The following is a 24211-nucleotide window of genomic DNA, read 5'->3' on the forward strand; positions in this document are numbered from 1 at the left end:
GGGTCCTCGTGCTGGCCTGGTACGTCTCCTACGGCTCGAACATGCACGCCGCCCGGCTGGGCTGGTACATCGGTGGTGGCTGCCCACCCGGCGGAAAGCGGACGTACCCGGGCTGCCGCGACCGGCGTCCACCCAGCCGATCGACGCCCGTGTCGCTGCCCGGCGGCATCTACTTCGCCGGCGAGTCCGGTGCCTGGACCGGCGGCATGGCCTTCTACGACCCGCACCTGCCGGGCGAGGCCGCGGCCCGCGCATACCTGGTCACCCTGGAGCAGTTCACCGACATCGCGGCCCAGGAGATGTACCGGCCGCCGGGCGACCCGACCGAGTTGATCCCGGCGACCGGCGCGGCCATCGACGCCGCCGTCGCCAACGGACGGGCCACGCTCGGCCCGGGGCGGTACGAGACGCTCATCTGCCCGGGCAGTCGCGACGGTGTTCCGATGCTCACCTTCACCGCCCCCGAGGGGGCGTCAGCCGTGCCGTGCCGACCTCCCGCGCCGATCTACCTCGGCATGATCGCCCGAGGGCTGCGCGAGTCGCACGGCTGGCCCGCCGAGCGGATCGCCACCTACCTGGCGGCCCGGCCCGGCATGGCGGGCGCCTGGCCACCGGACGCCGTAGCTGCCCTGGTCGACAAGGCGCTGGCTGACGGCTGAGCCGCCGGCTCGCGCCTCGGCGGCCGCTGGTGCGATCAACCGAGCAGGAACTCGCGCAGCGCAGGGGCCAGCGTCGTCGGCGGCACGTCGTGGTAACCGCCGTCGAGGCTCACGGACCGGCCGCCCGGCACGGCCTCGGCCGCCGCCCGACTCGCGTCCCGCAACCACTGTGGACTGCCGGTGCTGTCCACCGCGAGGGTCGGCGCGGTGATGGTCGCCAGCCGGTCGGCGGGGAGTCGCCCTCCGGCGGTGACGATCGAGTCGTACACCAGGGTGTGCGCGACCGCCGTCAGCCCACCCCACACCGGTTGCGACCGCATCCCGGTGATCTGCTCGGCCGGCAGCCCTACCGAGGCGCTGAGGAAGGTCTCCACCGCCCCGTCCCGGTCGTCGGCGGCGATCAGCTCGATGAGCTGCGGGGTGATGTCCTTGCGGACGCCCACGTGCGGGCCGACCTGGAACGGTGGCTCGAACATGACCAACTTGGTCACCGGCAGGCCCTGAGCGGTGGCGAGGGCAGCCAGAACGGCCCCGGAGGAGATGCCGTAGACGGCGGCGGAACCACCTGCCGCCGCGATCAGGGCCGCCAGGTCGTCGATCTCGCGGTCGACCTCGTACGGTGCGGTGTCGCCGCTGTAGCCCCGACCGCGACGGTCATAGCTGAAGGCGGTGAAGTCCGGCGCCAGTGCCGCACCCAGGTCACGGGTCGCGTTGCGATCGCTGAAAGCGCCGCCGACGAGGACGACCGCCGGCCCGGCACCGGACCGCTCGAACGCGATGGGTGTGCCGTCGACCGATCGCACCTGCTCCGCCACGGGCGTCGTTCCGCTCACGATGCCGTCCCCATTCCTCGTAGGCTGTCCCGTCCTTTCTAGACCCTGGGTCCGACGTTGTCCGGCAGACCGCGTTAAACGATGATCGATAGCGGCCTCGACGTACGCGCTGCTCCGATGCACTGCCCGGCTCGACCGGTGGACGTCCGGATGAGAGGCTGTCGGGGCGGGGGCCATGCTCAACCACCGTCATCCGCGACCCTTTCGACGGCGTCCGTCGGCGGCCCGGTCGACCCAGAGGCCAGGCACCGCACCGTACGCGCCGATTCTCACGAGGAGATCCATGTTCATACCCGGGATGCGTCGGGCCGCTGTCGGCCTGACCGCGCTCGCGGTGGCCGCTTTCGGCGCGGTCGCCACCAGCCCTGAGCAAGCCGACGCGCGGCCGAAGCCGGTCGACGTCACCCTGCTCGCCCTCAACGACTTCCACGGCAACCTCGAACCGCCGAGCGGGTCCAGCGGCACCATCGCCGGGCAGACCGCGGGTGGCGTCGAGTTCCTGGCCACCCACCTTGCCGAGCTGCGCGCCGCAGCCAAGAAGAAGAACACCATCACCGTCGCCGCCGGTGACCTGATCGGTGCGTCCCCGCTGCTCTCGGCCGCGTTCCACGACGAGCCGACCATCGAGGCGCTGAGCATGGCCGGGCTGGACTACGCCAGCGTCGGCAACCACGAGTTCGACGAAGGCGCCGCCGAGCTGCTGCGCATCCAGAACGGTGGCTGCCACCCGGTGGACGGCTGCGCCGACGGCACCCCGTACCGGGGCGCCGGCTTCAAGTACCTGTCCGCGAACGCCTTCAAGACCGCAACCGGCAAGCCGCTGATGGCGCCGTACGCGATCCACAAGGTGCAGGGCGTCAAGGTCGGCTTCATCGGCATGACCCTGGAGGGCACCCCGCAGATCGTCAGCCAGCAGGGCGTCGCCGGCCTCACCTTCGCCGACGAGGCGGACACCGCCAACCGGTACGCCCGCGAGCTGCGCCGCAAGGGCGTGGAGACGATCGTCGTGCTGCTGCACGAGGGTGGCACCCAGGCCGCGACCGGCGGGATCAACGACTGCGTCGGCATGACCGGCCCCATCGTGGACATCACCAACCGGATGGACCCGTCGATCGACGTGGTGGTCAGTGGGCACACCCACCAGGCGTACAACTGCGACATCAACGGCAAGCTGGTCACCAGCGCCAGCTCGTTCGGCCGCCTGGTCACCGACATCGACCTGAAGATCGATCGCCGGTCCGGTGACGTGATCTCCGCTGCCGCGAACAACGTCGTCGTCACCCGGGACGTCGCCAAGGACCCGAAGCAGACCGCGCTGATCGACCGCTACAAGACCGTGCTCGGCCCGGTCGCCGACCGCCAGGTCGGCGAGACCACCACCGCGATCACCAAGACCCAGGAAACCCTCTTTGGTACGACCCTAGGCGAGTCGCCACTGGGCAACCTGATCGCCGACGCGCAGCTCGCCGCCACCGATGACGAGCAGAATGCGGTCGCCGCCTTCATGAACCCGGGTGGGGTCCGGGCGGACCTCAACGCCGGCCCGGTCACCTACGAGGAGGCGTTCACGGTACAGCCGTTCGCCAACAACCTGGTGACGCTCGACCTGACCGGTGCGCAGCTCTACTGCGTACTGGAACAGCAGTTCGTCACCGGTCGGACCCTGTACCCGTCGGCCACCGTCGGCTACGTGGTCGACCCGGCCGGCACCACCGGCACCGTCGCGGACCCGTGCGCCGGCACCCGCGTGGTCCGGGGCAGCCTCACCCTCGGCGGCACCACCGTCGACACCGCCGCCACCTACCGGGTGACGGTGAACAACTTCCTGGCCGGCGGAGGCGACGGCTTCAGCGCCCTCACCGGCGGCACGAACCTGGTCACCGGTCAGATCGACCTGGACGCCTTCGTGGACTACCTGACCGCCCAGTCGCCGGTGTCCGCACCGACGCTGGACCGGATCCGCACCACCGCCGAGGTCCCCGCCGCCTGACGGCCGACCCCGCGATCATCGGGCCCCGGAGCACCAGCTCCGGGGCCCGACCCTTTGCCACGACAAACGGTTCCGGCGCTGTGTCACGACGTCGGGCCGAGCGGCGTGCGCGACGTGGGGCCGGGGTCAGGCCGGGACCGGGGTGGGAGACGCCGGGGTGGTCGTCGTGCGTCCGTCCTGTTCGGCGCTGAGCAGTCGGCGTAGGGAGATCGCCACCAACGAGGCGACCAGGCAGCCACCGACGACTGTCGCCACCCAGACGCTGCCGTTGGCGGCGCCGAGGAGCGGACCGGCGGTCACCGGTCCGATCACTCCGCTGATCCCGAAGATCATTGAGCTCATCGCGTTGTACCGGCCGCGCAGCTCGTCGGTGGCCAGCGCGTTCGTCAGCGCGGGCATCACCGGCGACAGCATCGTCTCGCCGAAGCCGAAGATCGCCGAGCAGGCCACCACGCACAGCGCGGCAAAGACGGCGTTCTCGGCGCTGACCAGGCCACCGGCACCGAGGACCAACCAGGCGGCGGCGAACACCGCCCCGACCACGGCGAGTGCACCGGTACGGCTACGCCCCTCGATCCGGCCGAGCACCAGGAGTTGGGCCAGCACGATCATTGCCGTGTTGGCCGCCAGCGCCCAGGCGACCACCTGGGGCGTCACCTCGACGACCCGCACCGCGTACGCGGCGAAGCCCACCTCGATCTGGGCGTACCCGCAGGTGGTGAGGATGAGACCGAAGATCACCAGTCGGCGGAACGGGCGGTCGCGGAGCACGGTCAGGTAGCCACCGGCGGACGGCTCGCCGCCCGTCCTGGGGCGGACGAGTCGGTGACCGATGCCCGGCAGGGTCAGCAGGATCAGCGCCGGCATCAGGTAACTGACCGCGTCGAGGACGTAGACGATCTGGAACGTGCCCGGCCGGGCGGTGTCGACGATCGCGCCGGACGTCATGCCACCAACTCCGATACCGAGGTTGAGCAGGGCGAAATTCAACCCGAAGACCCGTTGCCGTTCGTCGTCGCCGGTCAACGAGGCGAGAATCGTGTTCTGCCCGGACCAGATCGCCGAGCCGCCGACGGCGATCACCGTCATCACCAGCACTGCCGAGCCGGTCGAGTTCACCAGCGCCAACGAGCCGGTGCCGATCGCCTCGATCAGCAGGCAGGGCACCACCACCCGGCGGGCGCCAAATCGGTCGATGAGCGTCCCGCCCAACGGTGACAGCGCCAGGGTGACCGCGCCGTACCAGCCGATCACCAGACCCGCTCGGGTGTCGGTGAGTCCGCGTACGTCGGTGAAGTAGATGAACAAAAACGGCAGGGTCAGGCCGCGCCCGATCGCCGACAACAGGGTGCCGATCAGGAGTCGGCGAGCTTCGAAACGGCGGGGTAGGGCACGACGCAGCATGTCCGGCATTCTGTTCGTCGGGTGCGACACCGCGCGAACGCTTTTGGGCGTCGCCCCGCTGGCTGCGGCGGCCGGGTGACCAAGCCCACGATGATCCACTCGGCTGACGACTCTCCGGCGTTGTCCACCGGGTCTGCGATGCTGACCCGATGACCGGCACCTGGCGACACCTGCCCGCTACCGCCCGCGCCATCGCGGTGACCGCCACGGCGGCCGTCGCCGCTGCCCAGGCACGCGACGGTCAGGCGTACGACGAGGCGGTCGGCGGTCTCGCCGCGGACGAGCGTTCCGGCCTGGTGCTCGGCGCGGTGGTCCGGTTGCTGCTGGAGGAGAGCCATCCGGACGGGTTGACCGGCGACGACATCCGCCAGGTGTTGACCCGCTGCGTGCAGCAGTCGACGCGGTGGCGTTCCGATGTCGACCCGCACGTGGTGCTCGTCCTGCTGGCCGGCGCGTTGGGCGTGTACGACCCCGACGGCGACGAGTCACCGCCGGACGCGTCGGCGCTGGCCCGACACGCCCCGCTGCTGGTGGCCGACCTGTTGGCGGCGACCAGCGTGCCGTTGGACGACTACCTGGCCGCAGCGTTCGCGGAGATCGAACGCACCGAACGACAGGACTGACAGGCACGCGAACGCCGTTGAGAAGGCCCTGAACCCGCTGCGTACGAGGAACGGCCCGGTCGCTCCGACCGGGCCGTTCCTCGTGCTCACTCCTGGTTCCATCCACCGCCCGCCCGGCCCCTGGAAGCGGGCCCGTCGTCAACGTCGCTCAGGCCCGACCCACCTGGACCTTCGGTGACGCCGCCGTCGACGTGGCTGCGGGGCGCTGCGGTACGACCACCAGACCGTAGTTGTAGTTGGCCATCAGCAGATCCTTCAGACCGTCGTTGTTGATGTCGGCGAGCGCGAGGCCACGCGGGGTGAAGGAGCTGGCGGACGGCAACTGGGAGACCCGGAACTCGTTGCCCAGCCAACCGTCCGGCCGCTGCAACAGCACACTCGCCGCGCTCCAACCGCCGTGGGTGATGGCGACGTCGTCCCGACCGTCGTTGTTGACGTCCGCGATCGCGATGGCGTCCGGCATCTCGTAGACCGGGTAGCGGATCCACCGTCCGAGCACACCCGCGCTGTCGTGCGTGAGCACCTGCACCTGGGCGTTCGGCGCATTGCCGGACACGGTGACGACGACGTCCTTCCTGCCGTCGCCCGTCACGTCGCCGACCGCCATGGAAGCCACAGTCTGCAGGTGACCGGCGGGCGCCTGATAGCCCGCGGGGGCGGCGAACGACCGGGGCTCCATCTGGGTGCTGATCTGGATCAGCTGCCCGAGCTGCACCACCAGGTCCGCCCGGCCGTCCCCGGTCATGTCGACCACGTCCAGAACGAAGCCGCGGTGCGGAGAGACGAGAGCCGCGGGCGCGAAGCTGCCGTTCTCGTCGCCGTACCGCACGAGGACGCCGTTGTCGCTCACCGCGACGATGTCCGTCCGGCCGTCAGCATCGAGGTCGCCGAGCCTCAGGTCGATGAGGTCGTCGGCGAACGACAGGTGCTCCGCCGTCGAGAGCCCCGATCCGGTACGGCGGAACACGTCGACGCCGTCGCCGGTGGCGACGACCAGCTCGTCCGCGCCGTCACCGTCCAGGTCGCCGATCACCGGATACATACTGCCGCCGGTGGAGGTCGACATCGCCACCTGCTGCTTCATCACGAGCTGGTTGTCTGCCTCCTGCACGAACAGGAAAGCGGAATGGTCGTTGGCGTCGTCGAAGTATTCGGTCGTCGTGATCACCACGTCGGAGAGGCCATCGCCGGTCAGGTCGCCGGCGGCGACCGCCTCCTCCCAGGAACCGAGCTTCAGCCACGACGGGCCGTTGAAGGCCACCGAGCCGTAGGGCTGGGTGACCACGGGCACCGCATCGCCGGCCACGCTCGCCCCGGCCGGCGGCCAGTCGGAGCCCTGGAACTGGGCATAGACCGAGGTCGGAGTCCAGCCGGTGCCGTTGACCATGGCGATCGCCGTGCCGTCGGTGCCGTTGACATTGGCGAACGCGACCGCTCCGGCCGCGGACATGAACGCGACCTCACCACCGGGAATCCGGCCGTCGGCGTACCGTACGTTCGCGATGAGCAGGATCCGCTGTCCCTGCTCCACCGAGCCCGGTGACACCGTGACCGTCGTCGTGGTGGCAGGTCCGGTGTAGACCCGCACGGCGTCGGACGTGGCCGCGGCACCGCCCGTGGCGATCGCCCGGATCCAGTAGACGTAGCGGGTGGCGACACTGAGGCCGGTGTCCACGTACTCGGTCGACGTCGTGGTGCCGACCACCGTCTCCACCGGGACCTCGTTACTCAGGCGGACGATCTCGTAACGCGCGGTGCCGGCCACGGCCTTCCACCGCAGGGTCATGCTCGTCTCCGCCGCTGCCGCCCGTACGCTCACAGGCTTCGCCAGCGAGGTCCGCACCGACACCTCGGGCGAGTCACCCGACGCCCGCTTGCCGGATCGGGACCGCACCACGTAGTAGTACGTGGTCTCGGCGGCGACGGTTTCGTCGACGTACGACGTCCCGGTGACGGTTCCCACCATCGTGTACGGGCCACCCGACACGGTCCCACGCCGTACTTCGTAGCTGCTGGCGCTCGCCACCGTCGGCCAGCTCACCTCGACCCGGGTCTCGGACACCAATGTCGCGCTGACCGGAGCGGGCGGCGGCAGGGCCGCCGCGAACGCCGGTGTGCTGGACGCCACCAACACCAGCAGGGCCGTCAGTAAGGCCAGCACGCCACGATTCAGTAATCGCAGTTGCGACAACATAGGCATCTCCAGATCCCCCGAGGGCTTGTACGGGCAGCCGTTGGTACAGCGCCGGCACATGCGGGATCGTCACGCGCGGAACGGGTCACCTCCGGGCGCTTATTCCTGGTTCCAGGCGTCCGTCTCCGGTGTCCCTCGCGCACCCTCGTCAGACACCTGCGCGCTGGCGAGTGTCCTGCCTGAGGCGTCGAGCGCCTTCACAACGAGACCCGCAGTGGGTCGGGGCACTGTCAACGCCGCCCCGGAGCCGCTGGCCGGAGCCCTCGCCACCTCCTGCCCGTCCCGCAGGACGCGCACCGTGGTGGCGGCAGCCGGCGTCACCACGAGCAGGAACTGCTGGTCCCCGCTACCGACCGCGTCACCGTCGATCGGCACGGCCAGCACGCTTGCGGGATCGGTTGGATCCGTCGTGACGGTGAAGGAGGTGCCGGTGCCGACCACGCTGTCGGACCTTGGCTGATCGGGCTCGATCGTCACCTCGCCGACCCAGGTGCCATCGACTGCGGGAGCAGCCAGGACGGTCACCTGGCCGTCCGCCACCGACGGCGATCCGCCGGTCGGGACGCCAGCAACGTGCCCGCCCCACACCACGCTCGGAAGGGCGGTCAGGCGGTAGCCCGCCGACTGGGCCGACTGATACACCAGCACTCGGGCACGCTGCGCCTTGACATCCCCCCGGACCCGGGACATCGCGGTCGCGAGCTGGGCGTCGGTGATCGGCTTGGCCGCCAGCGAGCCCGGTCCGGGAGTTATCTTGCGCGTCACCTCGGCGCAGTTGACCCGCCACCACTCGGGTCGCTGGGTCTGCGGCGTGCGGATCAGGTAGGAACCGGTCAGCTCCGAGGCCCACTTGAACGCGTGGCCGTTCAGCACCGGTGAGGTGAGGAAGACGCAGCCGGCGGGTGCGATCGCCACGTGTATCGCCCTTCCCGGACCGGACCGGTCGTCCACGGCAAGGCTTTCGTAGGGTTCCAAAGCGTCGCTCGTGCCCCGAACAGAGCCGGTGCTGGCCAGCTTCTCGGCGCTGGCGCCTTTTTCGGCGACGAGCCACACTGCGGCGCTGGGCCACCCGGTGACCGGATCGGGCTGGTCACGGACGAAAGCGGCGAGCGCGATCCGTTGGTCGTTGACGTCTTCGATGAAGAGGACCTTCACCGCGTTCACCGGCACCGTCAGGTTGGGAAAGTCTCCCCGGCGCTGGGCGTCCAACAGAATGTCGGAAAGTTGGCGGACATAGCCGGTGTCCCGGGCGACGGCACCGCGTGGCGGTGACTGCAGCAGTTTGTCCGCCCAGGCCAGTACGGGTGCGATGGACTCGTTCGAGTTCGCTGGTGGTGGCTGCGTGGTCCGGGCCGGGCCGGCTATGGCGAAGGCTGTGCCACCCACGCAGACCACGAGGGCCAGGGCCAGCCCGCCGAGGCGTCGCTGCCGCATCCGTCGATAACGCGCCCTGACTCGACCGTACGGATCCGGCTGCGGGGTCAGCGTGCTGCTCAGCTCGGCCAGGGCCCGGCCCAGCTCCTCGTCGACCCTCATGGCGTTGCCCCCGTCATCCTCGTTGTCCCGTCCGGTGCTGAATGAGCTGACGCTGACGCTGACGCTGACGTCGACGGCGGCGCGTCCGCTGCCAGTGCCAGCCGCAGGCGAGCCAAACCCCTCGACGCACGGCTCTTGACTGACCCGACCGAGCAGCTCAGGGTGGCTGCGACCTCCGCCTCCGGCAGATCGACCACGTACCGCAACACGATCACGGCTCGGGTACGGGGCGTCAGTGCCCGCATCGCCGCGTACAAGGCGTGCCGCTCTGCCACCGCATCTGTCATGTCCCGGGTGGACCGCTCCGGCAGAATCGCCGTCACCAACTCGTGCACCCGGTAGCGGCGCCAACTACTGATGTGCTGATTGATCATGACGCGCCGCAGGTAGGCCATCGGATCTTCGACCCGCCGCCAGCGACGCATCACCTTCACCAGCGCCGCCTGCACCAGATCCTCCGCATCCTGTGCCGACCCGGTGAGGTGGTACGCCACGCGCAAGAGATCCATGTAGCGCGTGTCGACGAACTCTCGGAAATGCTCGTCGTCAGCTGCCATAAGCCCCCGCCTCGATTGGTTACCTGTCACGACCCCGCTGAGGGGCAAAAGGTTGAAGACGGCAGCGGGCGGGTTTGCCGTGCCTCGGATGAGCGCTGACGGCTGGCTCGCCAACACCCGGGCGTCCGACGACACGGTGGCGGCAAGCTACGCCGACCTTGTGCGGAACGCACTCGTCAACGCGCCCTAGGAGCGGGCAGCCCTGCGCGCCGACGGCCCTAGCCGGGCAGCGTCGCCACAGTGCTGGGCGGTGCATGGTCAACAAAACGCTTGAGGGCACATCCGTGAACGGATGTGCCCTCATACCTCTGGTCGGGGTGGCCGGATTCGAACCGACGACCTCTTCGTCCCGAACGAAGCGCGCTACCAAGCTGCGCCACACCCCGAGGCGTGCCGACAAATAGTAGCCCACCCGCCCCGGTGGTCAAACTCGGTACCCCCGCCGTCCGGGCCAGCGGGCGGCGAAGCGGTCAGCGGGGGATGAGGGTGAGGATGCTGGCCTCCGGGGGGCAGGCGAAGCGGATCGGGGCGGTCGGGTGGGTGCCGAGACCGGCGGAGACGTGCAGCCAGGAGTCCGAGCCCGGCCAGCGGTGCAGTCCCTGCGCCATCGAGCGTGGCAGGCCGCAGTTGGTCACCAGGGCCCCGAAGCCCGGCACGCAGACCTGACCACCGTGGGTGTGCCCGGCCAGCAGCAGCCCGAAGCCGTCCGCGGCCATCTGGTCGAGCACCCGTGGCTCGGGCGAGTGCGTCAGCGCGATGGAGAGGTCCGCCGAGGACGACACCGCGCCGGCCACGGTGGGGTAGTCGTCCCGGTCGATGTGCGGATCGTCGACGCCGACCAGGTCGAGCTGTCGGCCGCCGGCCTTCAGCATCGTCCGGGCGTTGTTGAGGTCCGCCCAGCCGGCGCCGGTGAAGACCTGACGCAACTCCTCGTAGGGCAGCTCGACGCCCTCGGTGTACTCCCGGTCGGGCAGGAAGTAGGTGAACGGGTTCTTCAACACCGGCCCGGTGTAGTCGTTGGAGCCGAACACGAATGCGCCCGGGTAGTCCAGCAGTGGTTGCAGGGCCCGCAGCACGCCCGGCACCGCCCCCGGGTGCGCCATGTTGTCGCCGGTCACCACCACCAGGTCGGGGTCGAGGGCGGCCAGCGATGCCACCCAGCGCTGCTTGCGCGCCTGGTCGGGCATCATGTGCAGGTCCGACAGGTGCAGCACGCGCAGCGGCTCCGCGTCGGCCGGGAGCACCGGCACGTCGTACCGCCGCAGGGTGAACATGTTGCGCTCGACGAGCGACGCGTACGCGAGGGTGGCCGCGCCGATCGTGGCGGTTCCGGCGGCGAGCCGGAATAGTGTGCGCTTTCGCATGGCGTTCAGGGTAGTTTGACCGTCCATGAGCACGCTGAAGGACCGCCTCACTGCCGACATGCGTTCCGCGCTCAAGGCGCGCGACGAGCTGACCACCTCCACGCTGCGGATGGCCCTGGCCGCCGTCGGCACCGCCGAGGTCGCCGGCAAGGCCAAGCGCGAGCTCACCGATGACGAGGTGCTCGCGGTGCTGACCAAGGAAGCCAAGAAGCGTCGGGAGGCGGCCACCGCCTTCGCCGACGCCGGCCGCGCCGAGCAGGCCGCGAAGGAGAGCGCCGAGGGTGAGGTGTTGGACCGCTACCTGCCCAAGCAGCTCTCAGACACCGAGCTGACCGAGCTGGTGTCGGGGGCGCTCGCCGCGGGCGGCTTCACCGGCAAGGCCCAGATGGGCCCGGCGATGAAGGCGGCCCAGGCCGCGGTGGCGGGCCAGGCCGAGGGTGGCCGGGTGGCCGCCGAGGTACGCCGACAGCTCGGTCTCTGACTCACCGGGGTCAGCGGCGCGGCACGACGGGTTGTCGTAGCCGCTCGCGGGTCCGGACAGACGAAACGGGCGGGCACCCGAGGAGGGTGCCCGCCCGTTGTGTCCTGCTCGTCGGCTCAGCCGCCAGGGCGACCACCGGGTCGGCCCCCGGGCTGGCCCCCGGGCTGGCCGCCCGGGTTGCCGTCGGTGTTGCCCGGCGTGCCGCCACCGCCGCTGCTGACCTGGATGGTGACCACACCACCCTTGATCGTGCGTCCGTCCGGGCTGGTGCCGGCCGCGTCGCCCGCCTTGCAGGAGGACGGCACCTTCGCGCTGGAGACGACCGGCTCGAAGCCGGCGCCCTTGAGCCGGGACTTCGCCTGATCCACCGAAATGCACTTCACGTCGGGGATGCTGCGCTGGTCACCCTCGGAGATTTTCTGGCCCGGTGGCGTGAACTGCACGCGGTCCTTGCCCTTCATGGCATCCCGCAAGGTCTCGTACACCGGCGGGTTGATGCCGTCCTTCTCCTTGTGCTTCATCTCGACGTTCGTCTGCGGCCAGTCCGGGTCGGCCATGATGCCGGCCACCGAGTACTGCTTGGTCATGGCGACCAGGGCGGCCGTCTTCTCCGAGTCGGTGGTGCCGGACTTACCGGCCACCGGCGCGTCGACGATGCCCTTCACGACGGCGGCCGTGCGGGTGCCACCGCACTTGCTGGTGCTGGAGTTGTCACCCACCGGGCAGCGGGCGGCGTCCACGGCGGCCCGGGCCACCTCGGTGCTGAACCGCTTTTCGCAGCGCGGGTTGGCGATGTCGAGCTTGTTGCCCTCCGGGTCCCGGATTTCCTGCACCGGGATCGGCTCGCAGTACTTCCCGTCCGCCGCGAGGGTGGCGTACGCGTTGGCCAGGTCGAGCGGCGTCGTGGAGGAAACACCCAGGGTGAAGGCGCCCCACTGGTGGGCGGCTTCCTTGGTCGCGGCGAACTTGGCGTCGTTGCTCGCGCGGAACTGGATGCCGGCCCGCCGGGCGGCGTCGACCACGTTCTCCGCACCGACCTGCTGTTGCAGTGGGACGAAGTAGGTGTTGATCGACGCGCTGAAGGCGCTCCACATGTTCTGCACGCCGCCGGCCTTGAGACCGGAGTTGGTCGGGCAGTAGAAGTGGGTGCCCTTGCACGCCGCCGGGCTGCTGCTGTCGATGATGTATTCCGACTTGAACTGCTGGGGCGCGTTCATCGAGTAGCTGAGCGGGATGCCCTTCTCCAGTGCGGCGAGGATGCTGAAGATCTTGAAGGTAGAGCCGGCCTGGTAACCGGTGATGCCGTTGCCGCCGGTGAGCAGCGGGTTCACAGTCGCCGGGTAGTTGCCCCGGATGCCCTTCCTGCTCTTGGCCGGATCGCTGGACATCTTGTTCTTCGGGTTCTTCGGGTCGTCGAGCTTGAACTGCCGGTTGACCGCGAGCGCCCGCACCCGGCCGGTGCCCGGCTCGACGACCGCGACCATTGCCGCTTCCTTGCTGTTCACGCTCTTGGCCTTACGGACCGCCTTGTCCGCACCACGCTGCGCTTGGACGTCGATCGAGGTCACGACGGTGTAGCCGCCGCTCTTCAGCCGGCGCTCCCGGTCGTACGTGGTCGAGCCGAACGTCTCCTGATCCAGCCACCAGCGGTAGAAGTAGTCGCAGAAGAAGCCCCACTCGTTGACGTTGGCGGCGACGCAGCCGTTCGGGGTGCGCTTGTCCTTCACGACCAGCTCGGTTGCCTTGGCGGCGTCCGCCTCCTGCTGGGTGATGGCCTTGATGTCGACCATGTTCTGGATGACGTAGTCGCGCCGGTCCTTGGCGAGCGGGTAACCCGCCTCGGTGGTCGGGTCGTTCGTCGTCGGCGCCTTGACCATGCCGGCCAGCAACGCCGCTTCCTCGATCTTCAGCTTGCTCGGCGGCTTACCGAAGTAGACCTGGCTGGCGGCGTAGATGCCGTACGCGCCGTTGCCGAACGAGGCGAGGTTGAGGTAGCGGGTGAGGATCTCGTCCTTGGAGAATTCCTTGTCTACCTGGAGGGCCAGCCGCATCTCGCGCAGCTTGCGGGCGCTGGTGTCCTCGGTCGCCGCGACGACGTCCGCCGGGTGGGTGGCCGAGTAGGCGATGGCCAGCCGGACGTACTGCATGGTCAGCGTCGAGGCGCCCTGCCGGCCGGAGCCTTCGCTCTGGTTGTTGACGAACGCACGGGCGACACCGTTGATGTCGACGCCGTTGTGCTTGTAGAACTCATGGTCCTCGGCCGCGATGATGGCCTTCTGCATGGCCGGCGAGATGTCGGCGAGCTTGACGTCCCGCCGGTTCTCGTCGTACATCGTCGCGAGCGGTGTCTTGCCGTCCGATGCCAGCAGGTAGCTGATCTGTGGCGCGCGGGCCACCGTCAGCTCCGTGGGCAGGGCACCGAATGTCTCGGCGCCGGCCTTCGCGGCCAAGCCGGACATCGCTACCGCGGGGAAGGCCGCCGCAGCGACCACCACGCCGGCCAGCAGGCCACACACGAGTAGCGATGCGGCGTTGGTCAGCACATTGTGGTCACGTTTCCGCATCCAGGTCACCTCGACAGGGTACGCGAGTAGGGAACGAGGGGCGCTGGGGCGTTCTTTCCCCATTTCCTGCGCGCGCTGCCCTCGTTGTGCTAAACGCACGACCCCCGGTGCTTGGTTGCGTGTGAACTGGCGTGAGTCTCCTCCGATTCAGTGAGGCGGCGCAGCGTTATCGCTGACCTCGGCGGGGTAACCGGCGGTCGAAGGCCCGGGAAGCCGGGAGTGTCCGGAATGATGGATTTCGCCGACAACGTTGCGTAATCAGTCGACTACAGAGCATGATGGGGGCGGCGACAGCGCCACATGTCGTTCGCGCCGCCTTGGGGAAGGCAGGCCGGGCGATCGGGGGGAATTGCCGGCTGACGTGCATCGACGAGGTCGGTAGGTACTGCAAGGGGGGACGTGTACACATGGGCATGATCACTGACTGGCCGTCGCTGGCGGCATGTCAGAACGGGGACCCGGACGCGTTGTTCGTACAGGGCGCCGAACAGAACGTGGCGAAGCGGATCTGCCGGAGCTGCCCAGTTCGGTACGAGTGCCTGGCCGACGCGCTGGACAACCGGATCGAGTTCGGTGTGTGGGGCGGCATGACCGAACGCGAACGGCGCGCGCTACTGCGTCGTCACCCCCAGGTGACGAGCTGGCGCAAGATGTTCGAGGCCGCGATGAAGAAGAACAGCAAGGACAAGGCCGGCAAGGACAAGATTCTCGTCAGCGCGGCCAACTGACGCCGGTCACGGCCGGCTGATCGCCGCGCCGATCGTCCGTAGCCCGTCGACGTCGTGCACGTCGGCGGGCTGCGCCGTGACCGAAACCGCCGGCACGGCCGGGAACGCCTCGGTGAAGCGCGCGGCGACCTGCTGCTCGCGTACCGCCTGGCGAGCCAACGCCGCGTGAGCCCGCAGCACGTCGGCGGTGGCCTCATGCCCACCCAGCTGGGTCAACCGCTCGGCGGCGACCAGGCTCTGCTCGGCGTCCAGCTCCGGGACCGCCGGCCGGTGCACCCGGTTGAGCACCAGGCCGGCCAGCGGCATCCGCTCGTCGCGCAGCCGGCCCGCGAAGTAGGCGGCCTCCCGGACTGCGTCCGGCTCCGGCGTCGCGACCAGCAGAAAGGCCGTCTCCCGCGCCTGCAGGATGCGGTACGTCTGCTCGGCGCGCTGCCGGAAACCACCGAACATCGAATCCAGTGCCGCCACGAAGCCGGACAGGTCGGTGAGCAGCTGCGCGCCGAGCACCTTCTGCACCACCTTCGAGAACATCCCGAACGAGGCCGTGACCAGGCTGAACATGCTCCGGCCGCCGCTGCGCGCCGGGGCCAGCAGCAGCCGCAGCATCCGGCCGTCGAGGAAACGGGAGAGTCGAGCCGGCGCGTCCAGGAAGTCCAGTGCCGAGCGGGACGGCGGCGTGTCCACCACGATCAGGTCCCACTCGCCCCGGGCGTGCAACTGGCCCAGCTTCTCCATCGCCATGTATTCCTGCGTGCCGGCGAAGGTCGAGCTCATCGCCTGGTAGAACGGGTTCGCGAAGATCTCCGCGGCCTTCGTCGGGTCGGTGTGCTGCAACACCACATCGTCGAAGGTGCGCTTCATGTCCAGCATCATGGCGTGCAACTCGCCGCCACTGCTCTCGACGTCGATGCCCTTGACCTGGCGGGGGGTGTTGTCCAGCTCGGTCAGGCCCAGCGACTGGGCCAGCCGGCGGGCCGGGTCGATGGTGAGCACCACCGTGCGGCGGCCGTGGTGCTCGGCGGCCCGCAGCGCCAGCGCAGCGGCCGTGGTCGTCTTTCCCACTCCGCCGGCACCACAACACACGACGATCCGCACGCCCGGGTCGGCGAGGATCTGGTCGACGTCCAGCTGCGGCGCCGCGTCTTCGGAAGGCACCAATCGAGCGTATCGGGCCGGTGGGTCCGTCCGCCCGTGCTGCGCTCAGGTGTGAGTCATTCGGCGCGAACGAGGGCCTGGGCCAGCGTCGCGAGCCCCGCCCGGTCCACCCCGTCGGGCAGCAACGGCAGCTCGATCATCGGCAGCCCCAACTCCACCAGGTCGGCGCGGAGCGAATCTTCCAGTTCGCGCCGGATGAGCTGATCACGGGCCTCGTCGTGCAGCCCGGCCACGATGTCCCGATCGGCCGGCAGCCCGGCCGCGACCAGCCCGCGCTTCAACTCCGCGGCGGTCACCGCCGGTCCGGCGGGCAGCGGGGGTCGGACCCCGTTGACGAGCACCTTCCCGACGCCGAAGCCGAGGGCGGTCAGGTCGGCGATCGCGTCGACCGTCTCCTGGATCGGCATCTCCTCCAACAGCGTGACCACGTGCACCGCGGTAATCGGGGACCGCAGCAACGCGGCGACCCCCTCGCTCTGGGTCTTGATCGGGCCCACCTTGGCCAGCCGGGCGGTCTCCGCCGTCACGTTGAGGAACCGGCCGATCCGCCCGGTCGGCGGGGCGTCCAGCACCACCGCGTCGTACGCGCGCCGCTGCCCGGTGGTGCGGGTCGTGGCCTCCTTCACCTTGCCGGTGAGGAGGACGTCCCGCAGGCCGGGCGCGATGGTGGTGGCGAAGTCGATGGCGCCGAGCTTGCGCAGTGCCCGGCCCGCCGCGCCCAGCTTGTAGAACATGTCCAGGTACTCGAGCAGCGCCTCCTCGGCGTCCACCGCGAGCGCGCGGACCTCACCGCCGTCCGGCGCGTCGGCGAGGTGCCGCTCCTCGTAGGGCAGCGGCTCGATGCCGAACAGCTGGGCGATGCCCTGCCGCCCCTCGACCTCGACCAGCAGGGTGCGCCGGCCGCCGGCGGCGAGCGCGAGGGCTAGCGCCGCCGCCACGCTGGTCTTACCGGTGCCGCCCTTGCCGGTCACCACGTGGAGACGGGCGGGCCATCCGGTACCGGCCGGGTCGATCGGACGCTCAGCTGCACACACCCGTCGAGCCTATCCAGGCTCGGCGGTCAGGCGACCTCGCAGACCCACCAACCCGTCTTCTGCACCACAGTGAAGCGCAACTCCTGGTCGGCCACCTTCTCGTCGGCGGTGGTCATGGTGAGCCGGGTGGAGACGGTGGCCCGTTCCCCGGTCTGGTTGTCCACCTTCGGGGTGGTCCACCGGAAGCGCGGGTTCTGGTAGGTGGAGGCGTACTTCTCCACCTCGGCCACCTTCGCGGCGATCTTGTCGTCGTCGCGGGAAGCGGCGCAGACGCGACCGGCCGCCTTTGTCGCGTCGCGATCCTTGTAGACCGCGGTGAGGAACTCGTCGACTGCGACCGCCGGCTCCTTGGCACCCTCGCCGGTCTCGGCATCGCGCAGGGTCAGGAAGGCCACCACGCCACCACCCACGCAGAGCACCATGATCACGACCAGGGCGATCGCCGCGATCAGCAGACCGCGCTTCTTCTTCGGCTCGGCCGTGCCCTGGTAGGGCGGATAGGCCGGCGGGGCCGCGGGGATCGACGAGGGGTTCGGGGCACCGGGCTGCGACGGTGCGGCGGCCGAGGTGGGGCCGCCAGGCCCTTCCGGCTGCCCGGCGCCGCCGGGCTGCCCCGGGAAGGCCGGCTGGCTGGAGCCGCTGGGCTGCCCCGGGAAGGCCGACTGGCCGGCGCCGCCGGGCTGGCCCGGGAAAGCCGGTGAGGTGGGGGCGGCGGAGAGCGCCGGCTGGGCGGGGGAGGCGGGGAGAGCGAGCTGCCCGGGCGGTGGAGGGGTCGGCTGGCTGGGGATGGTCGGCGCGCCGGGCTGACCGGCGGGATCCGGGTGGGCCGGCGGGTGAGCGGGTGTGCCGGCCTGGTCGCCGCTGGGCGGGTGGGTCATGTCGTTCCCCCAGGGGTGCGGCGCCCGTCGCCACCCCTGGCGCCGAGCGTGATCGAGCGGGCGGCCGGGCGCTGCGCGACCGTCCGACCGGAAGGGTAGCGGTCGATGACCGGATCGGTGTCGCCCCTGCCTGTCGAGCGGCCCAGCGAAACGGTGAGCGGTACCAGCGTCGGTTTAGGTGTCGGGCCCCCGACCTGCGGTGTGTCGCATATGTGACTGTTGGTGGCCTCTTGTGCGCGTCCTGTTGGCGGGACCGCGGCCACAGACCTACCTTCGTCCCGGTGCGGGGGCCGGAACGGACGAATGGGTCCGGGCCGGAAGCATGGTCCGAGAGGTACGACCGGAGGCAGTGCATGCGCGACGCGGACAACATCCCTCGCACCCAGTTCCCGACGAACGACCGGCCCCGCCGGCTCGGGTCCGTGGTCGAGGCCGGCGGGCAGGTCACCAACCAGCCGATCAACGAACGGTCGTACCGCCGGATGCCGGAGCAGGCGGAGACGACCCGGATGCCGAGCCAGCCCGCCGAGCGGACCCGCGAGGACGACGAGCCGGGCTTCGTCATCCACCTGCCGATCCGGGTGCCGAATCTGGCGGCGGCGACCGTGCTGGCCGGTCGGGTCGCGGTGTCCCTGGGCTTCCTGCCCGAGTTGGACGCCGGCGAGACCACCGTCTCCAACGCCGACGATCAGAACAACCGGCACCGGGTCTTCTGCGACCTGCTGCTGCCCGACCGGTCCCGCTGCCCGCAGGGGTACGAGCACGAAGGGCGCTGTGGGGAGCTACCGGCCGCGCCGGAGCAGCGTCCCGTACCTCGCCCTGCCAGCGGACCGTAGGCTGTCCCTCGAACAATTCCGCACCGAGAGGGAGCCCTTCAGCGATGCAGAAGTGGGAATACTCCACGGTCCCGCTGCTGGTCCACGCGACCAAGCAGATCCTCGACAACTGGGGCGAGGACGGGTGGGAGCTCGTCGCCGTGGTCCCCGGCCCGAACCCGGACCAGCTGGTCGCCTACCTGAAGCGGCCGAAGGCGTGAGCAACGGTCCGCACGCGAAGCTCGCCGAGCTGGGTCTCGAACTGCCCGAGGTCGTGCCGCCGGTGGCCAGTTACGTCCCGGCCGTGCAGTCCGGGCAGCACGTGTACGTTTCCGGCCAGTTGCCGATGGCCGAGGGCAAGTTGCTGGCGACCGGCAAGGTCGGCGCCGGGATCTCCGCCGAGCAGGCGAAGGATCTGGCCCAGCGGTGCGCGCTCAACGCGCTGGCCGCTGTCGACTCGCTGGTCGGCCTGGAGAACGTGGTCAAGGTGGTCAAGGTGACCGGGTTCGTGGCCTCCGCGCCCGGCTTCACCGGTCAGCCCGCCGTGATCAACGGTGCCTCGGATCTCTTCGGCATCGTCTTCGGGGAGGCCGGCCGGCACGCGCGTAGCGCGGTGGGCGTGGCCGAGTTGCCCCTGGACGCCCCGGTGGAGATCGAGCTGATCGTCGAGGTCGCCTGACGCGTCCCCATCGCCCCGCGATCTTGCACTTTCTGCTCGGACGAAAGCCCTGAACCGGGATGAATCAGGGGCCGCAAGTGCAAGATCGCGGGGTGTGGCGGGCGGGGTCGTACGATCGCAGCCATGAGCGGGCACGTGACGGGGGCGGTGGCGGCGCTTGTCGACGAGTTGCCCCGCTGGGTTTCACTGCTGCGTGCGCCGAACCCGGGGCCGATGACCCTCGACGGCACCAACACCTGGGTGCTGCGCGCCCCGGCGGCCGAGTCCGGCATCGTGGTCGACCCGGGGCCGGCGGACGAGGGGCACCTGACCCGGATCGCCGAGCACGGCCCGGTCGGGCTGATCCTGATCACCCACGGCCACCCCGACCACACCGAGGGCGCGGCCCGGCTGAGTGAGCTGCTCGGCGGCGTGCACGTGCTCGCCGTCGACCCGGCGCACACCATCGGCGGCGAGCCGCTGACCGAGCCGGGCGAGCACTTCGGCGGCTCCGGTCTGCACATCAGTCTGTTGCAGACGCCAGGGCACACCGCCGACTCGGTCTGCTTCCTGGTCGAGCACGGCGACGAGCGGGTGGTGCTCACCGGTGACACCATCCTCGGCCGGGGCACCACCGTGGTCGCCCACCCCGACGGGCACCTCGGTGACTACCTGAGCAGCCTGGAGCTGCTGTCCACGTACCGGGGGATCCCGGCGCTGCCCGGACACGGCCCGGCACTGGCCGACTGCGCCGCCGCCGCAGACTTCTACCTCGCCCACCGCCGGGCCCGGCTCGACCAGGTCCGGGCGGCGGTCGCCGCCGGTGCCGACACCCCCGCCGACGTGGTCGCGACGGTCTACGCGGACGTGGACCGCTCGCTCTGGTGGGCGGCCGAATGGTCGGTCCGGGCCCAGCTGGAGTATCTGGGCGTCGACACCGGGGAATCCGCGCCCGGGGTCAGTGGGTTGGAGCACATGTGACCTGCCCCGTGTGTGGAACCGTTGCCGTTCCCGGCGCGCGGTTCTGCCACAACTGTGGCGCCGCGCTGCCGGCCGCCGCCACGTTGCCGGCGGCCGAGCGCCGGGTGGTCACCGTGCTCTTCGGTGACCTCTCCGAGTTCACCTCCTGGTCGGAGGACCTCGACCCGGAACGCGTCGGCGCGGTCACCGACCGGGTGCTCGCCGCCCTGGCAGGTGCGGTGAAGACGTTCGGCGGGCACGTCGACAAGCTGACCGGTGACGGCATCATGGCTGTCTTCGGCGCCCCGGTGGCACACGAGGACGACGCCGAACGCGCCGTCCGGGCCGCCCTGTCCATGCAACGGGCCGTCCGGCGAGTGCTCGACGACGAGCGGGGCGGCGGCGCGCCGCTCGGGCTGCGGGTCGGGCTGAACACCGGCGACGTGATCGCGGGCATCCAGGCCGCGATTGAATACACGGTCATCGGCGACACGGTGAACACCGCGGCCCGGCTCGCCGACGCCGCCGCTGTCGGGGCCGTCTACGCCGGTGGACGTACCGCTGCAACCACCAGGCACGTCTCCTCCTGGCGGGCGCTGCGCCCGCTGCGGCTCAAGGGCAAGCGTGAGCCGGTCGAGGCGTACGAGCTGCTCGGTCTGCTGGACGCACCGGGCACCCGCTCGGGGCTCGGCGACGAGGCACCGTACGTCGGCCGGGAGACGGAGATCGGTCGGGTCGCCGGCCGGCTCGCCGAGGTGATCGACCAGGGCGACCCACGGGTGCTGCTGATGACCGCCGAGGCGGGCATTGGCAAGTCCCGGTTCGCCGCCGAGGTGGAGCGCCTCGCCGCCGGGTACGACGTCGGTGCTGGCCGGTACGCGGCGCACACCGGAGCCCGGGTGCTCTCGGTGCACTGTGCCGCGTTCGGGGAGCGGCGACGGCTCGCGCCCCTGGCCGACCTGGTGCGGGCCGCCGTCGGCCTGCCCAGCGACGCGTCCACAGCGCTGACCCGCCCTGCGGTCGAGGAGCGGCTGCGCCGGCTCGGGCAGCGGCTCGCCCGCTCCGGTGCGGAGACACCGCCGATCGCCACTGAGCAACTGTTGGCCCTGCTCGGCTACGCCGAACTCCCGGCGCACGGTGGCAGCGACAGCGGCGAGTGGGGCGGCTCGGGCACTCCGGCAGCGGACGCCGAGGTGGTGCCGAACGCGGTCGCCGACCTGCTCAGTGGGCTCGCCTCGGAGGCGCCGCTGGTGATCGTGGTGGACGACCTGCACGATGCCACCGCCGAGACGATCGGTGCCCTCGGGTTGACCCTGTCCAAGCTCACCGGCCCGGTGCTGGTGCTGCTGCTCGGCCGCCCCGAGTTGGTGCGTACCGCCGGTGCGCTGACCCGGGTCGCGGACGCCGAGGTGCACTCGTTGCCGCCGCTGCGCGGTGCCGATGCGGCCCGGCTGCTCACGAGTTACCTCGGCGGCGGCAAGCTGCCGCAGGCCGACACCGACCGGTTGCTCGCCACCGCGCAGGGCAATCCGTTCTATCTGGCCGAGCTGGTCACCCTGCTGATCGAACGGGGCGCGCTCACCACCGAATCAGTGCGCGGTGCCGCCTCGACGCGGGGTGCCGCGGTGGAGCGGTCCGGCTCCGGCGAGCGGGAGCAGAGCGGGCCGGCCGGCTGGCGGCTGGTGCCGGGTTCGCTGGGCAGTCGGCTGCTCTCCCGGGACCTCGCCGCCGTGCTCGCGGCCCGAATCGACGCGTTGCCGCCGGACGCCCGGTCGGTGCTGCGCGACGCCGCGGTCACCGGTGACACGGTGCCGACCGGCGCGCTGGAGGCGATGCGGGAGCTACGCGGCGGTCGCGACGGCCGGCCGTCGGCCGTGGTCGCGGTCGAACTCGACCGGGCGGTCGAGGAGTTGCTGCAACGCCGCATGCTGCACCGCTCACGTGCCGGCTACTCGTTCGCCACACCGCTCATGCGGGAGGCCGCGTACGCCGGGGTGAGCAAGGCCGAGTTGGCCGAGCGGCACGCGGCGCTGGCCCGCTGGGCGGCGCCGGCGGACGAGACCACGGCCAGCACGGTGGGCGGGTTCACCGACGAGGCCCGGGACGACTTCGTGGCGACGCACGTCGAGCGGGCCGCCACGCTCGCCGACGCGGTGAAGCTGCGCCCGGACGCGCCGGCCCGGGCGGTGGTTCCGCTCGGCGTCGCCGCGCTCGGCCGGGCCGCCCGCCGCTCGCTCTCCGCCGGTGAGCCGGTAATGGCCGTCGAGTACGCCGAGCGCGCCACCGAACTGGCCCGCGACGGGGTGCCGGCAGCCGATCGGGTGGTGCACGCGCGGGCGTTGCTCCAGGTCGGCCGGGTTTCCGACGCGTTGGCGTACGCCGAGAAGATCGCCGCGAACGCGGGGGACGAGGCCACCCGGGTCAGCGCCCTGCTGCTGGCGGGGCAGGCCCAGGAGACCCTCGGCGACCAGGGCCGGGCGGTGACCGCCTGGGAGGAGGCGTTGCAGGTGGCCACCGAGGGCCGGCTGCCCACGCAGCGCGCCACGGCGATGCGCCGGCTCGGCATGGCCGACTTCGTGGCCGGGCGGCTGAGTCAGGCGAGCAGCCGGTTGGCGGCCGCGTACCAGGTCAGCCTCGGTGCGCAGGACCGACGCGGGCAGGCGTGGTCCCTGCAGAACCTGGCCTGGGTGACCACCACCCGGGGTGACTTCGCCGGGACCGATGCGGTCCTCGGCCGGGCCGCCCGACTCTTCGCCGAGCTGAAGGACCCGTACGGGCGGGCCTGGCTGCGCGGCACCACGGCGTTCGCCCGACTGCTCGCCGGCCGACTGCGCGAGGCGTGTCGGATGGCGCAGGTGTTCCTGCCGTTCGGCGAGCGGGTCGGTGAGGCGTGGGCGGTGGGCACGTTGCGCGCGGTGGCGGCGTTCGCCACTGCCGAGCTGGGTGACCTGGCCGAGGCGGACCGGGAGGCCCGGCGGGCGTACCGGGAGTTCGCCGCCGCGTCCGACGACTGGGGGCGTGGGTTCGCCCTGGTGGTCCGGGCGGTGGTGGCGCGCGGCCTGGGCGAGCCGGAGCACGCGGCCGACCTGCTCACCGACGCCCTGGCGTACGCGGAGCGCACCTCGCATCCGCTGCTCACCGGGATGGCCGGCACACTGCGCGGCTTCGTCGCGTTGGACATGGGCGACTGCGAGACGGCCGAGCGGGTGGCCCGCGCGGTGCTGACCGCCGTGGAGCCGCACAACCCGCAGGCCCCGGCGCAGGTGGCGCCCCGGGTGCTGCTGGCGACGGCCCGTCTCGCCGCCGGCGACTCGGCGACAGCGGTCGGGCTGCTTGCCCCGGTGGCCACGGCCGCCGCGAACGCACCCTCGCTGCTCTTCTCCCGCCGCCAGACGATGGCTCAGTACGCGGCGGCGCTGCTCGCTCACGGTCAGCGGGAGCAGGCGTTGCACTGGGCCCGCCGGGCGGTCACCGCGCCGGCCGAGGACGTGCGCAGCCAGGTGATCGCGGCGAGTGTGCTGGCCGAGGCGTTGGCCGCCTGCGGTCGCCCGGCGGAGGCGGTGTCCTGCGCGCAGGAGGCGGTCCGCCTGGCGTACGCCACCGAGCAGCGCAGCGAACGAGCCGCAGCCGACGCCCTGCAAACCCGCCTGTCCGCCCTGCTCTAACCCCCGCCCACCCCACCCTCCGTTGTTGATCAAGAGGTTTGGGTCAGATTCCGGGCCGCCGATGACCGAAAGCTCTTGATCAACGCGACCCGGGGGGTGCAGGGTTCTGCCGG

19 protein-coding genes, 1 tRNA gene and 1 pseudogene are annotated in these 24211 nt (G+C 71.0%); 10 read left to right on the plus strand and 11 right to left on the minus strand.

All coding sequences use genetic code 11. From position 1 onward, the window contains the following. Positions 1 to 8 precede the first annotated feature (8 nt). On the plus strand, positions 9 to 659 hold the full coding sequence (locus ACFYP0_RS31335; RefSeq protein ID WP_355500700.1) for a histone deacetylase: 651 nt from the start codon (positions 9 to 11) through the stop codon (positions 657 to 659). Between the two features lie 35 nt (positions 660 to 694). Here the strand turns inward: ACFYP0_RS31335 and ACFYP0_RS31340 are convergent, their stop codons facing one another. Continuing rightward, positions 695 to 1492: an alpha/beta fold hydrolase gene (locus ACFYP0_RS31340; RefSeq protein WP_355500703.1), complete on the minus strand. Its 798-nt coding sequence runs from the start codon at positions 1490 to 1492 to the stop codon at positions 695 to 697. A gap of 283 nt (positions 1493 to 1775) precedes the next feature. On the opposite strand from ACFYP0_RS31340, the gene ACFYP0_RS31345 reads away from it, so the two are divergent. Further along, positions 1776 to 3482, plus strand: coding sequence for a bifunctional metallophosphatase/5'-nucleotidase (locus ACFYP0_RS31345; RefSeq protein ID WP_355500705.1), 1707 nt, complete (start codon positions 1776 to 1778; stop codon positions 3480 to 3482). Between the two features lie 126 nt (positions 3483 to 3608). Here ACFYP0_RS31345 and ACFYP0_RS31350 read toward each other — a convergent pair whose 3' ends face one another. Then, positions 3609 to 4886 carry an MFS transporter gene (locus tag ACFYP0_RS31350; protein ID WP_355500707.1) on the minus strand — a complete coding sequence of 426 codons (1278 nt, stop codon included), beginning with the start codon at positions 4884 to 4886 and terminating at the stop codon, positions 3609 to 3611. A 149-nt stretch (positions 4887 to 5035) separates the two neighbouring features. Here ACFYP0_RS31350 and ACFYP0_RS31355 point away from each other — a divergent pair, with 149 nt between their 5' ends. Next, positions 5036 to 5509 carry a hypothetical protein gene (locus ACFYP0_RS31355; RefSeq protein WP_355500709.1) on the plus strand — a complete coding sequence of 158 codons (474 nt, stop codon included), beginning with the start codon at positions 5036 to 5038 and terminating at the stop codon, positions 5507 to 5509. A 148-nt stretch (positions 5510 to 5657) separates the two neighbouring features. Here the strand turns inward: ACFYP0_RS31355 and ACFYP0_RS31360 are convergent, their stop codons facing one another. From ACFYP0_RS31360 to ACFYP0_RS31380, 5 genes are all read right to left on the minus strand, one after another. Beyond that, positions 5658 to 7670, minus strand: a complete 2013-nt coding sequence (locus ACFYP0_RS31360) for an FG-GAP-like repeat-containing protein (protein ID WP_386998425.1) — start codon at positions 7668 to 7670, stop codon at positions 5658 to 5660. 132 nt (positions 7671 to 7802) lie between these two features. Further along, on the minus strand, positions 7803 to 9239 hold the full coding sequence (locus ACFYP0_RS31365; protein WP_386998426.1) for a hypothetical protein: 1437 nt from the start codon (positions 9237 to 9239) through the stop codon (positions 7803 to 7805). Further along, positions 9236 to 9796 (minus strand): SigE family RNA polymerase sigma factor, encoded by a 561-nt coding sequence (locus tag ACFYP0_RS31370; protein ID WP_386998427.1) that lies wholly within the window; start codon positions 9794 to 9796, stop codon positions 9236 to 9238. The genes ACFYP0_RS31365 and ACFYP0_RS31370 overlap by 4 nt, the downstream gene beginning before the upstream one ends. A 309-nt stretch (positions 9797 to 10105) precedes the next feature. Beyond that, positions 10106 to 10182 (minus strand) — tRNA-Pro (locus ACFYP0_RS31375). Between the two features lie 84 nt (positions 10183 to 10266). Beyond that, a complete protein-coding gene (locus ACFYP0_RS31380) occupies positions 10267 to 11160 on the minus strand; it encodes a metallophosphoesterase (protein ID WP_124856644.1) in 894 nt (297 codons plus the stop codon). Between the two features lie 25 nt (positions 11161 to 11185). Here ACFYP0_RS31380 and ACFYP0_RS31385 point away from each other — a divergent pair, with 25 nt between their 5' ends. Further along, complete coding sequence (locus ACFYP0_RS31385) at positions 11186 to 11641, plus strand: GatB/YqeY domain-containing protein (protein WP_355578805.1); 456 nt, start codon at positions 11186 to 11188, stop codon at positions 11639 to 11641. 116 nt (positions 11642 to 11757) lie between these two features. Here ACFYP0_RS31385 and ACFYP0_RS31390 read toward each other — a convergent pair whose 3' ends face one another. Next, on the minus strand, positions 11758 to 14205 hold the full coding sequence (locus tag ACFYP0_RS31390; RefSeq protein ID WP_355500714.1) for a penicillin-binding protein: 2448 nt from the start codon (positions 14203 to 14205) through the stop codon (positions 11758 to 11760). Positions 14206 to 14612: 407 nt separating this feature from the next. Between ACFYP0_RS31390 and ACFYP0_RS31395 the strand changes: the two genes are divergently transcribed. Continuing rightward, positions 14613 to 14933, plus strand: a complete 321-nt coding sequence (locus ACFYP0_RS31395; RefSeq protein WP_030328078.1) for a WhiB family transcriptional regulator — start codon at positions 14613 to 14615, stop codon at positions 14931 to 14933. Between the two features lie 6 nt (positions 14934 to 14939). On the opposite strand, the gene ACFYP0_RS31400 is transcribed toward ACFYP0_RS31395, so the two are convergent. The 3 genes and pseudogenes from ACFYP0_RS31400 to ACFYP0_RS31410 all read right to left on the minus strand — a co-directional run. Then, on the minus strand, positions 14940 to 16091 hold the full coding sequence (locus ACFYP0_RS31400) for an ArsA family ATPase (protein ID WP_355500716.1): 1152 nt from the start codon (positions 16089 to 16091) through the stop codon (positions 14940 to 14942). A 53-nt stretch (positions 16092 to 16144) separates the two neighbouring features. Continuing rightward, entirely contained in the window at positions 16145 to 17122 is a 978-nt protein-coding gene (locus tag ACFYP0_RS31405; protein ID WP_355500718.1) for an ArsA-related P-loop ATPase, read from the minus strand. A gap of 26 nt (positions 17123 to 17148) precedes the next feature. Further along, positions 17149 to 17739 (minus strand): annotated as a pseudogene (locus ACFYP0_RS31410) (Rv0361 family membrane protein); the annotation flags it as partial. A gap of 614 nt (positions 17740 to 18353) precedes the next feature. Here ACFYP0_RS31410 and ACFYP0_RS31415 point away from each other — a divergent pair. From ACFYP0_RS31415 to ACFYP0_RS31435, 5 genes are all read left to right on the plus strand, one after another. Next, positions 18354 to 18836 carry a hypothetical protein gene (locus tag ACFYP0_RS31415; RefSeq protein ID WP_112621981.1) on the plus strand — a complete coding sequence of 161 codons (483 nt, stop codon included), beginning with the start codon at positions 18354 to 18356 and terminating at the stop codon, positions 18834 to 18836. Positions 18837 to 18880: 44 nt separating this feature from the next. Then, positions 18881 to 19036, plus strand: a complete 156-nt coding sequence (locus tag ACFYP0_RS31420; protein ID WP_007466198.1) for a DUF4177 domain-containing protein — start codon at positions 18881 to 18883, stop codon at positions 19034 to 19036. Beyond that, the gene (locus tag ACFYP0_RS31425) at positions 19033 to 19494 is read left to right on the plus strand and encodes a RidA family protein (RefSeq protein WP_124856656.1); all 462 of its coding nucleotides are present in this window, start codon (positions 19033 to 19035) and stop codon (positions 19492 to 19494) included. Before ACFYP0_RS31420 ends, ACFYP0_RS31425 begins: the two co-directional genes overlap by 4 nt. Positions 19495 to 19617: 123 nt before the next feature. Then, positions 19618 to 20454: an MBL fold metallo-hydrolase gene (locus tag ACFYP0_RS31430; RefSeq protein WP_386998428.1), complete on the plus strand. Its 837-nt coding sequence runs from the start codon at positions 19618 to 19620 to the stop codon at positions 20452 to 20454. Then, complete coding sequence (locus ACFYP0_RS31435) at positions 20451 to 24098, plus strand: adenylate/guanylate cyclase domain-containing protein (protein ID WP_355500723.1); 3648 nt, start codon at positions 20451 to 20453, stop codon at positions 24096 to 24098. Before ACFYP0_RS31430 ends, ACFYP0_RS31435 begins: the two co-directional genes overlap by 4 nt. Positions 24099 to 24211 lie beyond the last annotated feature (113 nt).

The sequence above is a fragment of the Micromonospora arida genome, assembly GCF_042873195.1.
Taxonomy (GTDB): Bacteria; Actinomycetota; Actinomycetes; order Mycobacteriales; family Micromonosporaceae; genus Micromonospora; species Micromonospora arida.